This is a genomic window from Streptomyces sp. GESEQ-35, from assembly GCF_017948485.1.
Lineage (GTDB): Bacteria > Actinomycetota > Actinomycetes > Streptomycetales > Streptomycetaceae > Streptomyces.
Window position 1 is genome coordinate 235,178 of sequence record NZ_JAFFSX010000002.1, and the last position, 14,203, is coordinate 249,380.

Genomic DNA, 14,203 nt, shown 5'->3' on the forward strand with positions numbered 1-14,203 from the left:
CAGCCCCCACCGGCCCGCGGCTTCAACACGGCCACTCACGTGCGGCCCTCCTTCACGCGGGGATCGACGATCCGCTGGACCACGTCCGCAAGCAACGTGCCCACAACCGTCGCCACAGAAATGACCAGCACGCACCCGAGCAGCACCGGATAGTCCGACGACTGCGCCGCACTCCAGAACAGCAGCCCCATCCCGGGGTAGTTGAACAACTGCTCAACAACCAGCGCACCGCCGAACAGCACCGGCACGTAGTACCCGAGCATCGCCACGACCGGGGTCAGCGAGTTGCGGAACACATGCCGGAAGAGGATCGCCCGCCGCCGTGCGCCACCGGCCCGCGCGGTGCGGACGTAGTCCTCGGAGAGGTTCTCCAGGGTCGCGGCCCGCATGTACCGGCTGAACACGGCCACCATGGAAGCGGCGCCCGTGACCACCGGCAGCACCAGCGCCGCCGGGTCCGCGAACACCTGGGCCACCGTCTCTCCCTGGGGCGCCTGGGAGGGGAACCAGCGCAGGACCTGGGTGAAGAGCAGGATCAGGACCAGGCCCAGGAAGTACACGGGCGTCGAGTACGCGACGAAGCTGAGCGTCGTGATCGTGTAGTCCACGGGTTTGTTGCGCCGCACCGCCTGCCACATGCCGAGCGGGATCGCGAGCAGCAGGCCGACCAGCGCGGACAGCACGGTCAGCACCAGGGTCTTCGGCAGCCGTTGCTCGATCAGCCGGGAGACCGCTTCGTTGAGCGTGAACGAGGTGCCGAGGTCGCCCTGGAGCAGATTGCCCAGGTAGTAGAGGTACTGGATGGGCAGCGAGCGGTCCAGGCCCTGTTCGTGGTTGAACGCGGCGATCTGCTGGGCCGTCGCCTGCGGGCCGAGGATCCCGCGTGCGGGACCCCCGGGCAGCGCGTGCAGCAGACAGAAGACCACGATCGTGACGATCAGGATGACGGCCAGGGCCTGGAGGAGCCGCCGGGCCAGGTAGAAGACCGTGTCCATCGTCAGCTGGTCCACTTCCACTGCGCGGGGTGGAAGTTCGCGAGGGAGTCCTGCGAGAAACCGCCGAGACCGTTCTTGGTGACCGAGACCTGGTAGACCGGTTCCGGCAGCCAGATCACCGGCAGGTCCTCGGCCAGGGCCGCGCTGTAGTCCTGGATCGCCTGGTTCGAACTCGATGTCGTGGAGGCCGAGATGAGCTTGTCGACCGCCGGGTTGGAGTAGTTGCCGAAGTTCGAGCCGCCGCCGGTCTGGAACAGCGAGTCACCGGTCGGGAAGGCGTTGAAGTACCAGCTGCCCGCCGTACCGAAGAAGGACAGCTGCCACTTGCAGATCGACTGGCCGGAGGTGCACTGCGGGGTCTGCGACAGCACCGAATTGACCGGAGCGGTCTTGATCGAGAACTTGATGCCGGTCTTCGCCAGCGAGGACTGGACCGCGCTCATCATGTTGTCCGTCACCGTCGAGCCGGACTGTGACAGCACCTGCATCTCGAACTTCGTTCCCTTGGCGATGCCTTCACCGCACTTCGCGGGCTCGGTGCAGGTCATGACGCCGCCCTGCTCGCTCCAGCCGTGGTCGGTGAGAAGCGTGCGCGCAGAATCCGTAGAAAACGGATACGGGTTGTCTTTCTGCGTCGGCGAGACGAAGTCGGAGGCCTGTCCCTGCGGGATCGGCCCGTATCCGGACACCGCCGTGCCGTTGTAGACGACCTTCGCCAGACTGGCCTGGTCGATCGAGTGCTGCACGGCCTGCCGGGCGTAGAGCTGCTTGAACACCGCGCCCATCGCGGGGTTGTTGAAGTTGTACGGCATGTAGGTGATCGCCCAGCCCGACCAGGGTTTCACCTCGTAGCCCTGCGCGGTGAAGCTGTCCTTCTGGTCGAGGTCGGTCGCCTCGATGTAGCCGTAGTCGACGCTGCCCGAGCGCAGCGCGTTCTTCTCGGCGTCCGCCGTGGTGAAGGGCAGCAGGTTGACTGTGCTGATGCCGGGCTTCTCGCCGCCGTCGTACTTCTTGTTCGCGGTGAGGACGACCTTGCCCGCGGTCGTGAAGGACTTGACCGTGTAGGGGCCGCTGATGGTCTTCCAGAGCGGGTCGCTCGCGTAGCCGGAGATGTTCTTCGCGGCGTTGTTGAGGTCCTTCCACACCTGCTTGGCGTCGCCGCCCTTGTCCCAGGCGTGCGCCGGGAGCGGCGTGACCTCGCTCAGCTCGTTGGCCAGCATCCACTGGGGGTTGTAGGCCTTGTCGAACGTGATCGTGAAGTGGCGGTCGTCGACCGTCTTGAAGGACGTCCAGGTGTCCGGCGCCTGGCCGGGGGTGTAGCCCGCCCACTCCGTCTTGTTCGCCTTGATGAGGTCGAACCAGAACTCGACGTCGCGCGAGGTGATGGGCTTGCCGTCGCTCCAGTGCCGGTCGCCGAGCGTGATGGTGACGCTCTTCTGGTCGGCGGCGAAGTCGGCGGCGGTGGCGATGGACGCCTTCTTGTTCCACGCGATCTTGCCGGTGGAGCCGTCATAGGCGACGAGCCGCTCCCACAGACTGTCGGCGATGGAGCGGTTGTTGGTGTTCAGGTGCGCCGCGGTGCCGATCGGCAGGATCCAGTTCGGCGTGAAGTTCGCGGGCAGCGCGTAGTTGATGGCGTCGCGTGACGCGGACGGGGTGTCGCTCGACCCGGAGCAGCCCGCGAGCAGCAGCGTGCTCGCGGAGACGACAGCACCGGCGACAAGCCTCGTGCGAGCGGGGGACATGGCACTCCTCGGCGTGAAATCAGCGAAGGCGGGATGGCGGAGCCAGTCAACGACCGCTGTGGTCGAAGAAACAGACGCGCTGCTGTAAAAAGTCTGTTTCTGCTGTTCTGGAAAAAGTCACCAGAGGGTCGAACGGCCTTACGCTCGTCGCCTCGCACCCCCGGGACGGAAGTAACTCAGCAGATGCCTGAAAAAAGCGTGCCGCACCGCCGGACCGCCACGGGCGGCGTCTCCGTACTGGCCGAACGCGTCCTCGAACTGCTCGCCTCCGGCCAGGCGACCACACGCACCGAGCTGGCCGGGCTCCTCGGCGCCGCCCCATCGACGATCTCCCTCACCGTCGGCCAGCTGGTCGCCCACGGTCTGGTCGCCGAGGAGGGCACCCGCTCCTCGAACGGCGGCCGGCCGCAGAAGGTGCTCCGCCTCGGCGGCAGCGACGGATTCGCGGTCGCCGCCGAACTCGGCGGCCGGCACGCCCATGTCGGCGTCGTGCTGCCCGGCGGCGGCCTCACCGACGTCTCCACCGTGGCGTTCCCGACGGCCGACGGCCCCGAGTCCGCGCTGCCGGGACTCGCCGGGACCCTGGAGTCCCTCGCCGACCTGCACGGACGGCACCTGCTGCGCGGCGTCGGCCTCTCCCTCCCCGGCCCGGTGGACGTGGCGTCCGGTGTCGTCACGCTCCCGTCCCGGATGCCCGGCTGGAACCGTTTTCCCGTCCGTTCCTGGCTGGAGAACCACTTCGGCGTCCCGGCCGCCATCGAGAACGACGCCAACTGCATGGCCGTGGGCGAACACACCGTCCAGCCCCCGGAGCGCCGTCAGTCGATCATGGTCAAGACCGGTACCGCCATCGGCGCGGGCGTCATCGCCGACGGACGGCTCTACCGGGGCGGGTCCGGCGCCGCGGGCGAGATCACCCACGTCCGCGTCGAGGCCGGGCACGACACCCCCTGCTCCTGCGGCAACACCGGCTGCCTGGAGACCGTCGCCTCGGGCGCCGCGCTGGTGCGCATCCTGCGCGAACGCGGCCTCGACGTGGCGTCCACCGAAGACGTCGTACGGCTCGCCTCCGACGCCGACCCCGAGGCGACACGCGCGGTCCGGCAGGCGGGCCGCTATCTCGGCATGGTGCTGGCCGCGAACGTCAACTTCTTCAACCCCGACGCGGTGTACCTCGGCGGCATCCTCTCCACGCTGGAGCCGTTCGTCGCCGCCGTCCGCAGCCAGCTCTACCAGGACTGCCATCCGCTGGTGACCGAGCACCTGGTCATCGAACGCGCCAGCCTCGGCGCCGACGCCGGCCTGGTCGGCGCGGGCCAGTTCGCCCTCCAACGGGCACTGGCACACGCCCTGCACGCGGTGACCGGAACCCACTCCTGACGCTCCCGGAGGAAAGACCCATGTCCGACCCCCTTCGCCCCGCCCGTCCCGTCATCGCCGTAGCCGGGCTCGGCATCGAGTCCTCGACCTTCTCGCCCGCCCGTACCGAGGCCCCCGCCTTCCACCCGCTGCGTGGCGCCGACGTGCTGACCCGCTACCCCTTCCTCGCCCCCGGGCAGCCACTGCGCGCGGCCGCAGACTGGCGCGGCGCCCTGGTCGGCAAGGCGCTGCCGGGCGGTACGGTGACGGCGGCCGCGTTCGCCGATCTGTCCGGTGAACTCATCGACCGGCTACGGCAGTCGGGCCCGGTCGACGGCCTCTGGTTCGACATCCACGGCGCGATGACGGTCGAGGGCCTGGACGACGCCGAGGCAGTGCTTCTGGCCCGCATCCGTGACGTAATCGGTTCCGACGTGCTGGTGTCGACCTCCATGGACCTGCACGGCAACGTCTCCCGCGAACTGGTGCACGGCTCCGACCTGATCACCTGCTACCGCATGGCCCCGCACGAGGACGCCATGGAGACGAAGGAGCGCGCCGCCCGCAACCTCGTCGACCTTCTGCACAGCGGCGCGCCCCGCCCGGTCAAGGCGTGGATCCCGGTGCCGGTGCTGCTGGCCGGGGAGCAGACCTCGACCCGTATCGAACCCGCGAAGAGCGTGTACGCGGCCGTGGCGGAGGCCGAGGCCACCGAGGGCGTGACGGACGCGGCGATCTGGGTCGGCTACGCGTGGGCGGACGAGCCGCGCAACCGGGCCGCGATCGTGGTCACCGGCCCCTCGGAGCCCGCGGTCGCGGCGGGCGCGGAACGCCTGGCCCGCGAATTCTGGGCGGCGCGGCGGGAGTTCGCCTTCGTCGCGCCGACCGGCACACTCGGCGAGTGCCTCGACGAGGCGCTCGCGTCGGCCGTACGCCCGTATTTCATCAGCGACACCGGCGACAATCCGACGGCGGGCGGGGCCGGCGACGTCACTTGGGGGCTCGAACGGGTCCTGGCCCGCCCGGAGTTCAAGGACCCGAGCGGTCCGACGGTCCTCTACGCCTCACTGCCGGGCCCAGACGCGGTCGACACGGCGGTGAAGGCGGACGTGGGCGCCACGGTCACCGTCACCGCCGGCGCCGAGGTCGACGACCGCCACGCCGGTCCGCTCACCATGACCGGCGTGGTCCACGCGATCCGGCACGGCGACCGGGACGCCGAGGTGGAGGTCGTCCTGCGGGTGGGGAGCGTGCATGTGATCCTCACCCGGCTGCGCAAGCCGTACCACCACGAACACGACTTCACCGACCTTGACCTGAACCCCCGTGCCGCGGACCTGGTCATCGTCAAGATCGGCTACCTCGAACCCGAACTCTTCGCCCTGGCCGCCGACTGGAAGATGGCCCTCACCCCGGGCGGCGTCGACCAGGACCTGCTCCGCCTCGGCCACCACCGCATCCGCCGCCCGATGTTCCCCTTCGACCCGGACATGCCGGCACCCGACCTCACGGCCCGGATCGTCCCGTCCTCCTGCGAGCCGCTCACCGGAACCGACGAGTGAGGACCGCCGGCTCACCCGGAACTCAGCTCTGTCGGCCGGCGATCAGCTGATCGAGCAGCGCGATCAGCACGTCCCGGCTCGACGTGCGTTCGCGGGCGTCGCACAGGAGGACCCGGACATGGTCCGGGAGGGCCAGGGCGTCGCGGATCTCCTCGGGCGGGTAGGGGTGGTCGCCGTAGAAGCCGTTGACGCCCACGACGAAGGGGATCTTCCGGCGCTCGAAGAAGTCGATCGCGGCGAAGCTGGACTCCGGGCGGCGGACGTCGATGAGGACGACCGCGCCCAGGGCCCCGAGGGCCAGGTCGTTCCACATGAACCAGAACCGCTGCTGACCGGGCGTACCGAACAGGTACAGCACCAGGTCCTGGCTGATGGTGATGCGGCCGAAGTCCAGGGCCACGGTGGTGGCCGTCTTCTCCTCGATGCCGTCGAGGTCGTCGACGCCCAGTCCGGCGGCGGTCAGCGGCTCCTCGGTGCGCAGCGGGGCGATCTCGCTGACCGACCCGACCATGGTGGTCTTGCCGACGCCGAAGCCCCCGGCGATCAGGATCTTGACCGTGTCGGGTGCCGTCCGGGTGACGGTGTCAGAGTCGGCCAAGGCCGTCCCTCACTTTCTCCAGCAGGTCCATGTCCAGGCCCGGGTCCTGGGAAACGGGATGGGGCGGGTGGACGGTGATCCGGCCCGACTCCAGCAGGTCGCAGAGCATGATGACGACCACGCTCACCGGAAGGTCCAGCAGGGCGGCGAGCTCCGCGACGGCGATCGGCTCGGCGCACAGGCGCAGCATGCGCTGCTGCTCGGGCTGTTGCCGGGTGGCCCAGGTCGGCGGCGGGTCCACCGCGGTCACCGTCGTGATGAGCGTGAAGTCGGCGCGGCTGGGCCGGGTCCGTCCGCCGGTCAGGGCGAACGGCCGTACCAGCCGGCCCGCCGTGTCGCCTCCGCTCACCTCACGCGCCGGATCCGGTGGTGGGCCCGATACCGGCCCGCGGAGCCGCGCTGAGGTGCTCGCCGATCTTCTTCACCAGCATGTTCATCTGGTACGCCACCACACCGACGTCCGCGCCCGCGCTGGTGAGGACGACGAGATGGGCGCCAGGACCGGCGGCGGTCAGGATCAGGTAGCTGTGGGCCATCTCGATGAGCGCCTGGCGCACCGGGCCGCCGCCGAAGTCCATGCTCACGCCCTTGCTGAGGCTCATCAGACCGGACGCGGTCGCCGCCAGCCGTTCCGCGTCGTCCCGCACGAACCCGGTGGACTTGCTGACCACCAGCCCGTCATCGGAGAGCACGACGGCCTGGTTCACCTCGGCCACCCGGTCCACGAGTCCGGTCAGCAGCTGGTCGAGTTGGGTGTGGGTGGCGGGGGTGGGGCGTGTCATGGCGATGTCCTTCATCGGCGGTCGGCGGGCGGAGAAGCGGGGACATGGGCACCTGTGGCGGACGTCGGTGCACCCGGCTCCCGAGGCTCGGGTGGTTCCTCCTGGTCCTGGTCGTACGGGCCCTCGGCGCCGTCGTCGCGTGCGCGGAGCGTGCCGCGCTGGAAGCCGCCGAGCGAGGAGGCGGCGCGTTCCGCGGTGAACTCGTCGGCGTTGCCGTTCTCCTCGGCGGGAGCGGCCTCCTCGCGCAGCTCGGCGGCCAGGCTGGTCTGCGGAACCCGGCGGGGGAGCGGGACGAGGCCTGCGCGACGCCCGGCACCCGCGGTGCGCCCGGCCTCTCCCGGTTCCGCGTGCCCGGGCTCTTCGGCCGAGTCCGCAAGCCCCGGCTCTTCCATACGGTCGTCCTCGACCGGTTCCGCATGCCCGGGCTCCTCCGTACGGCCGTTCTCTCCCGCACGGGCATGCTCGGCGTCATGGGCGGATTCCCCGAGCCGGGCCGCGAGAGCCGCGAGGGCAGGGGTGCCGTCCGCGGCCCGGGCCGGGCGGGTGGGCCGGGCGGGCTCTTCCGGAGCGGGGGTCTGCGGAGCATCCTGTACGACGATCTCGTGCGGCAGCAGCACGATCGCCGTCGTCCCGCCGTACGGCGAGGGACGCAGCGTGACGGTGATGCCGTGCCGGGTCGCGAGCCGGGCGATCACGAACATACCGAGCCTCAGGTCGTCGGCGAGAGCCACCACGTCGAACTGCGGCTGCACCGCCAACTGGCCGTTGAGGGAGGCGTAGTCCTCGTCGGACATGCCGATGCCGCGGTCCTCGATCTCGACGGCCAGGCCCTTGGACACCAGCGCGGCCCGCACCCCGACCGGGCTCGGCGCGGGCGAGTACACGGTCGCGTTGTCGATCAGCTCGGCCAACAGGTGGATCACGTCGGCCACCGCGGGCGGCGCCAGGTACACGTCCTCGTCGGTGTGCACCTCCACCCGCTGGTACTGGGCGACCTCGCCGACGGCGCTGCGCAGAATGTCCATCAGCGCGACCGGCTCCCGCCAGCTGCGACCCGGCTGTTCACCGCTGATGATGACCAGGTTCTCCTCGTACCGGCGCAACTGGCTGGCCGTGGAGTCCAGTTCGTACAGGCCCTTGAGGACGTCGGGGTCGGAGTGCCGGCGCTCCAGCGAGTCCAACTTGGTGAGCTGGAGGTTGACCAGGTTCTGGCTCTGCCGGGCGATGCCCAGGATCACCTTCTGGAAGCCGCGCCGGGTGTCCGCGAGTTCGACCGCGGTGTGCACCGCCGTACGCTGCGCCTTGTTGAACGCCCGTGCCACCTGGCCGAGTTCGTCACGGCCGTAGTCCAGCGGCGGGGCCGCGAGGTCCACGTCGACCGTCTCGCCCCGGTCGAGCCGGGCGACCACGTCCGGCAGCCGCTCCTCCGCCAGGCTCAGGGTGGCCACCCTCAGGCCGCGCAGCCGCCGGGACAGGGAGCGGGTGATCCGCCACGACATGCCCACGCACACCAGCAGGGCCAGCAGCCCGCCCGCGCTGAGCGATGCGGCGGTGAGCAGCAGGTTGTCGGCCTTGTCGGCGCTGCGGTCGAGCAGTGCGGACGTCTGCTGCGTGATCAGCAGCCCGTACTCGTCGGCGAGCTTCGAGAACGCCGCGCTCCACTGCTGCTCCACATCGGGCAGGGGGATCCGGCCCGCGTCGGCGCTGCCCGCCCGGGCCGCCAGCACCTTGTCCTCCAGGGACTCCAGCGTCTGCCACTGAGGGCTCTGAAGGATCCGCTCGGTCTGCGTCTTCACGCTGCCGCTCATCTGCGGAACGATCTGGTCCTGGACCAGCCAGCGGCGGGTGTTGACCGACTCCGCGAACCGGGACCAGGCCTCCTCGTCCAGGTATCCGGTCGACCAGCCCAGGGTGAGCCGGGCATCCTCCTGGGAGGCCAGCTCCGCCGCGTGCTCGATCGCGACGAGCGGGCCGGCCTGCGCGGTGAGGTCGCCGTCGTCGACCTGGGAGAGCGCCTGGAAGGCGTGGATCTGCTGGTCGATGATCGCGCTGTACTGGTCCAGCGCCTGGTCCGGGGAGATGTCGGTGGGGTCGTCGACCTGGTCCCGGTAGTACTCCAGGCTGCTCACCGATCCGATGACGGAGGTCATCCGGTCCGAGATACGGGCGGGCGCGTTCTCGATCGCGTCGCTCTCGCCGACCACTTCGGCGACCGCCTCGTCCGTCTTCTGCCGCTGCTCGTCCAGAGCGGCCCGCGAGCCGTGCGGCGAGGCCAGCCACGCGGCCGACAGCCTGCGCTCCGTCTGGAGGGCGAGCGTCGCCTCGGTGCCCATGGCGCCGGTCGACAGGCTCAGCTCGGTCTGCCCGCGCAGCCGCAGCCCCTCGGTGAACATCTGGGTCGTCGTCACGCCCCATATGGCGGCGAGCGTGACGCTGGGTACCAGCGCGAGAAGGATCAGGGAGAGACGTATGGAGCCGAGGCGGCGCCGGGCACCTGTCCGTGGAGACATCGTCGTCCTAGGCGATCAGCGGGGAGGGGGAGGGGGAGACGGGTGGAGGAGGTGTGGACAGGATGCTATCCGCACAAGTGACCGCACGTAGCGCATGTCGCCGAATCCCGAGCGGCAGAGGCGGCATGGACGGACGACGCACTGGTCAGCGGGTTCCGCCCGCCGCGAATCTGGCGACCGCGGCCACGTTCGTCTTCGTCACGAACGCCGGTCCGGTGAGCACGGGTTGGACACCGCCGCCGCTGATGTTGCCGTTGGTTTTGTACAGCCACAGCGCGTCGACCGCGAGGTAGCCCTGGAGATACGGCTGTTGGTCCACCGCGAACTGCACATCACCGCTCTGGACGGCCTTCACCAGGTCCTGGTTGAGGTCGAAGGTGGCGACACGGGCCCTGCTGCCCGTCTCCTTCACCGACTTGACCGCGGTGAGCGCGAACCGTGCTCCGTTCGTGATGACCTCGTCGATGGTCCGGTCCTGCTGGAGCCTGGCGGTGATCGCGGCGGCGACCGTGTCCGTGTCGGCGCCGTCCACGTAGAGCATCTCGGTCTGCCCGCCGAAGGTCTTCTTCACACCGGCGCAGCGCGCCTCCAGGGCCACGTTGCCCTGCTCGTGGATGACGCACAGGGCGTGCTTGGCCCGGAGGTCGTCCAGCTTGTCGCCGACCGCCTGGCCGGCGACGCTCTCGTCCTGGCCGAAGTACTCCAGGAGACCCGCCGACTGCCAGGCGTCGATACCGGAGTTGAGGCCGACCACGGGTATGCCGGCGGCCGTGGCCGCGGCGACCGGGCCCTGCATCGCCTGCGGTTTGGCGAGGGTCACGGCGATGCCGTCGGCCTTGCCGCGGACGGCTTCCCGTACCAGCTCGGCCTGGCCCGCCGTATCGGGGTCGTTGGCGTACGTGAGGTCGATGTCGTCCTTGGCGGCCGCCGCCTCCGCACCCTTCTTCACCAGGTCCCAGAAGGTGTCGCCCTCGGTCGCATGGGTGATCAGGGTGACCTTGAGCCGGGTGGTGCCGGCCTGGACGGTGGGGTCCGTGCCGGAGTCCGATCCGTCGCCCGACCCGGAGCAGCCGGCCGCGAGGAGCAGGGCGACGGCGGAGGCCAGCGCGGCGACGCGAACGGATCTGCGGGAGGCGGGAGGTGGGGGAGTGATCATGAGGGTGCGGCACCTCGCTGTGCTGGCCGAGCAAGAGGAACGGCGAGACGGACCATCCGGTCGGCGTTCGGCATGCTGTACGCCGACCGGATGATTCTCGCTGGCCGGAGCCAATCGCGTGTGACCGCCGGTAGTCAAGTGATCGGCCACTTGGCGTGAGACGTTGCTCCCGCATCGTGATGATGCCCGGCCTCGGGAGGTCGTCCTGGGTGTGCTGCTCGGACACCTAGGGCTTGCGCGCCACCGCCCCGTACATCGCGATGTCCTCGTCCCGGATCGTCTCGGTGCCCGTGCCGTCCGGATGCCATTTGTGGACCTGGACGATGCCCGGCTCGACGAGTTCGAGGCCGGTGAAGAACTCCTCGGCCTCGGCGAAGGTGCGCAGCCGCATCGGCATGCCCCGGGACGCGTACTCGTGGGCGACGCGGCCGACCTCCTCCGGCGCGAACTCGGCGGTGCCGATGGACATCGCGAGGTGGCTGCCGGAGGGGAGCGGTTCGAGCAGGCGGCGGACCGTACCGACCGCGTCGTCCTCGTCCAGCATGAAGTGGACGATCGCGATCACGGTCAGCGCGACGGGCTGGGACAGGTCCAGGGTGGTGCGCAGTCCGGGCGCGTCGAGGATGGCCGCAGGGTCGCGCATGTCCGCCTCGACATAGCCGGTCCGGCCCTCGGGCGTGCTCGTCAGCAGATCCCGGGACAGGTCGAGGACGAGCGGGTCGTTGTCCACGTAGACGACCCGGGAGTCGGGCGCCGCCGCCTGGGCGATCTCGTGGATGTTGGGGGAGGTGGGGATGCCGGAGCCGATGTCCAGGAACTGGCGTGTGCCGGCCTTCTCCGCCAGCCACCGCACCGCGCGGTTCATCCAGTCGCGGTTGGCCCGCATATGGATGGGCATGGCCGGCCACTCCCGCGCCATGGCGTCGCCCGCTTCCCGGTCCGCGGGGTAGTTGTCCGTTCCGCCCAGGATGTAGTCGTAGATCCGCGCGGAGTGCGCGGTCTCGGTGTCGATGCGGCCGCTCGGCCGTTCGTCGGCTGGCACAGGGCTCCTTCCGTGGGTGGTTGTCGATGTGCGGGTTCAACTACCCAACAGAAGGCGGGAGTTGACGCGGCGAGTGCGACTTCTGCATCGTAGGCGCTCTCGCGCCGGCACGTCCGTACGACTCTGCTTCGCGTCCATCTGCCCTACGACTGCTGCGCCGCCGCCTCCCGCCGCTGAACCGCCGCCTCCCGCCGCCGCTGCCGTCGGCTTCGGCGCGGTTCCTGGTCGGGCAGCCAGCCGAAGGCCAGGGAGCTGCCGACGGCGCCCAGCAGCAGGCCGATGAAGAAGCCGCCCAGGTTCGACGTGGGCCAGGTCCCCAGCGACACCAGCACTCCGGTGATCGAGTAGAACAACCGTTGCGCCGGGTTGAACAGAATCAGCAGACCCAGCAGCAGCATCAGCGCCGGGAGCAGATACCCGGCCAGCCCCTGCATCCCGACGTGCAGGACGACCTTCATCGACGCCTTCATGGTGAGCAGGATCTCCGCCCCGCCCAGGGCGAGCAACAGCCCGCCCCAAAAGGGGCGTTCGGCCCGCCAGCGCCGGAAGGCGGGCCGAACACCCAAACGTCGGGGACCCGACATCAGCAACCCTTGCTGCTGAAGCCGAGTTGCAGGCCGGGAAGCTTGAACACCCCGGCCGTGGTCGCGTAGTTGGTCTGCCGCAGATCGCCGATGACCACCTCGTCGGCCTGCTGGCTGAACACACCGATCGGGCCCGTCACGCCGCCCTTGCTGAGCGTGCTGGCGTCATTGCCGATCTCGATGCCCCGGAAGGCGGCGTTGCCGGACAGCTCGGTCGAGTCGGTGGTCAGGTCGCTGGCGGTCACCTTGTCCTTGCCGCCGCCCGCCTTGATCAACAGGTTCGTACCGCCGAGGTCGACGCTCTGGCACAGCTTGGTGAGCTTGGCGTCCTTGATCACGGAGGTGATGACCAGCACCTGTCCGCCGGTGTCGCCCTCGTTCGGGCTGCCCTCCACCATGTTGTCGAGGGCGCCGAACTGCTCGAACCCGGTGCCGCTGAGCTCGGTCGCGGTGACGGTGAAGGGCATGCCGGAGATCGCGAACTGCACGCCCAGCGCGCCTTCGGCGGTGAGGACCAGAAGCGTGGCCGCGGCCAGCGTGGCGGGCACCGCCATCACCGCGGCCCGGCGCAGCCTCACCCGGCCGCGTCTGTCCGGGTCTGCCGAGGTTGTGGAACCGCTTTCCGGATTCTCGGGGGTGTGGTCGGCGGACAGCGAGCCGTCTGATGACGAGGCCATGTCAGCTCCCAGGCGTAGTCGGTGCGGGTCGGTACAGGTCGGGTGGTGCACGGCACGGCGTCCTGGCGCGGACAGCGGCTGCCACGCACACCTCCTCGCAACTCCCGGCGGGCGCAAGGGCTTTCTGGTTACGCAGCAGTAGCCGCCGAGGAAGTTACCGGGGGTTACATTTGAGGGTCAAGGGAGTTGTGGAAAAAGTGTGCCGATTGTGCGCCACCTGTGCACCAAGGGCTTCCCGGGCTTCCGTAAAGATCCCAGCTCGGGTCCCAACTCCCTTGAGAACCCTTGACGTTGAACAACCCTCAGGTTTACAACTTGCACTGCTCTCCCCGGATCCGTGGCGCCGGATCCGTCCCGCGGCACTGCCCGCGTTCTCCCGGACTCCTGTCCCTTTCGGGCGTTCTCTGCCCTCCTCCCCCGGCCGTTCCAGGCCGGTTGTCGTTGCCGGTCCGTCACGTACGGAGAAGGCGTCATGGACCGGCAACGACGGACGCCCGCACGCGCCCCCACCCCCACCACCTCAGAAACGAGGCACCCGCATGCGTACGCGCACCCTGCTCACCCTGACCGCCGCCGTCACCGCCCTGACCCTCCCGGCCGCCGTCCCCGCCTCGGCGGCCGACACCCCGGTCCTCACCACCGGCGGCCTCGCCGGCACGCCCGTCGCCGTCGGAGATGTCCTCACCGCACCGCTGGCCAGTGGCACCACCGCCACTCTCTACTCCAGCGCGACCGGCACCAGCGGCATCTCGTGCACGGCGTCGCAGTTCACCGCCACCGTCACCGACAACCCGACCGCGCCCGGCACCGCCACGGAGTCGGTCACCGGCCACACCTTCGACAGCAGCAGTTGCACCACCAATGTCGTCGGCGTGCTCGGCGTCACCAGCATCTCCGTCGACAACCTGCCCTACACCACCTCCGTGTCCTCCGACGGCACGCTCACCGTCACCCCGGCGAGCGGCTCCGCCATCCAGACCACGGTCGTGCTGCGCACCCTCCTCGGCAGCATCAACTGCGTCTACCAGGCCCCGAGCCTGACCGGCACGGCGGGCAACGCCGACAACAGCATCGCCTTCGCCGCCCAGCAGTTCACCAAGACGTCCGGCTCCTCGCTCTGCTTCGCCAACGGCTACTTCACCGCCAAGTACTCCCCGGTGACCGACGCGGGCGCACTCGTCTACGTCAACTGA

13 protein-coding genes are annotated in these 14,203 nt (G+C 69.8%); 3 read left to right on the forward strand and 10 right to left on the reverse strand.

Going from position 1 to position 14,203, the window contains the following annotated elements; all coding sequences use genetic code 11:
* Positions 1–35 precede the first annotated feature (35 nt).
* Both KCH87_RS04580 and KCH87_RS04585 read right to left on the reverse strand, forming a co-directional pair.
* Positions 36–995, reverse strand: coding sequence for an ABC transporter permease (locus KCH87_RS04580; RefSeq protein WP_210584990.1), 960 nt, complete (start codon positions 993–995; stop codon positions 36–38).
* Positions 996–997: 2 nt separating this feature from the next.
* Positions 998–2,740: a peptide ABC transporter substrate-binding protein gene (locus KCH87_RS04585; RefSeq protein WP_210584337.1), complete on the reverse strand. Its 1,743-nt coding sequence runs from the start codon at positions 2,738–2,740 to the stop codon at positions 998–1,000.
* 183 nt (positions 2,741–2,923) lie between these two features.
* Between KCH87_RS04585 and KCH87_RS04590 the strand changes: the two genes are divergently transcribed.
* Together KCH87_RS04590 and KCH87_RS04595 are read left to right on the forward strand one after the other, a co-directional pair.
* On the forward strand, positions 2,924–4,120 hold the full coding sequence (locus tag KCH87_RS04590) for an ROK family transcriptional regulator (protein WP_210584338.1): 1,197 nt from the start codon (positions 2,924–2,926) through the stop codon (positions 4,118–4,120).
* 20 nt (positions 4,121–4,140) lie between these two features.
* Positions 4,141–5,661: a M81 family metallopeptidase gene (locus KCH87_RS04595; protein WP_210584339.1), complete on the forward strand. Its 1,521-nt coding sequence runs from the start codon at positions 4,141–4,143 to the stop codon at positions 5,659–5,661.
* 22 nt (positions 5,662–5,683) lie between these two features.
* Here KCH87_RS04595 and KCH87_RS04600 read toward each other — a convergent pair whose 3' ends face one another.
* From KCH87_RS04600 to KCH87_RS04635, 8 genes are all read right to left on the reverse strand, one after another.
* Positions 5,684–6,259: an ATP/GTP-binding protein gene (locus KCH87_RS04600; RefSeq protein ID WP_210584340.1), complete on the reverse strand. Its 576-nt coding sequence runs from the start codon at positions 6,257–6,259 to the stop codon at positions 5,684–5,686.
* Positions 6,246–6,608, reverse strand: coding sequence for a DUF742 domain-containing protein (locus KCH87_RS04605; protein WP_210584341.1), 363 nt, complete (start codon positions 6,606–6,608; stop codon positions 6,246–6,248). The genes KCH87_RS04600 and KCH87_RS04605 overlap by 14 nt, the downstream gene beginning before the upstream one ends.
* Before the next feature lies 1 nt (position 6,609).
* Entirely contained in the window at positions 6,610–7,041 is a 432-nt protein-coding gene (locus KCH87_RS04610) for a roadblock/LC7 domain-containing protein (protein WP_210584342.1), read from the reverse strand.
* 11 nt (positions 7,042–7,052) lie between these two features.
* Positions 7,053–9,551 (reverse strand): nitrate- and nitrite sensing domain-containing protein, encoded by a 2,499-nt coding sequence (locus KCH87_RS04615; protein ID WP_210584343.1) that lies wholly within the window; start codon positions 9,549–9,551, stop codon positions 7,053–7,055.
* Between the two features lie 145 nt (positions 9,552–9,696).
* Positions 9,697–10,707 carry a substrate-binding domain-containing protein gene (locus KCH87_RS04620; protein WP_210584344.1) on the reverse strand — a complete coding sequence of 337 codons (1,011 nt, stop codon included), beginning with the start codon at positions 10,705–10,707 and terminating at the stop codon, positions 9,697–9,699.
* Positions 10,708–10,933: 226 nt separating this feature from the next.
* Positions 10,934–11,749, reverse strand: a complete 816-nt coding sequence (locus KCH87_RS04625; protein WP_210584345.1) for an SAM-dependent methyltransferase — start codon at positions 11,747–11,749, stop codon at positions 10,934–10,936.
* Positions 11,750–11,892: 143 nt separating this feature from the next.
* A complete protein-coding gene (locus KCH87_RS04630) occupies positions 11,893–12,333 on the reverse strand; it encodes a DUF6114 domain-containing protein (RefSeq protein WP_210584346.1) in 441 nt (146 codons plus the stop codon).
* On the reverse strand, positions 12,333–13,010 hold the full coding sequence (locus KCH87_RS04635; RefSeq protein ID WP_210584347.1) for a DUF6230 family protein: 678 nt from the start codon (positions 13,008–13,010) through the stop codon (positions 12,333–12,335). Before KCH87_RS04635 ends, KCH87_RS04630 begins: the two co-directional genes overlap by 1 nt.
* 539 nt (positions 13,011–13,549) lie before the next feature.
* On the opposite strand from KCH87_RS04635, the gene KCH87_RS04640 reads away from it, so the two are divergent.
* Positions 13,550–14,203, forward strand: coding sequence for a Tat pathway signal sequence domain protein (locus KCH87_RS04640; protein ID WP_210584348.1), 654 nt, complete (start codon positions 13,550–13,552; stop codon positions 14,201–14,203).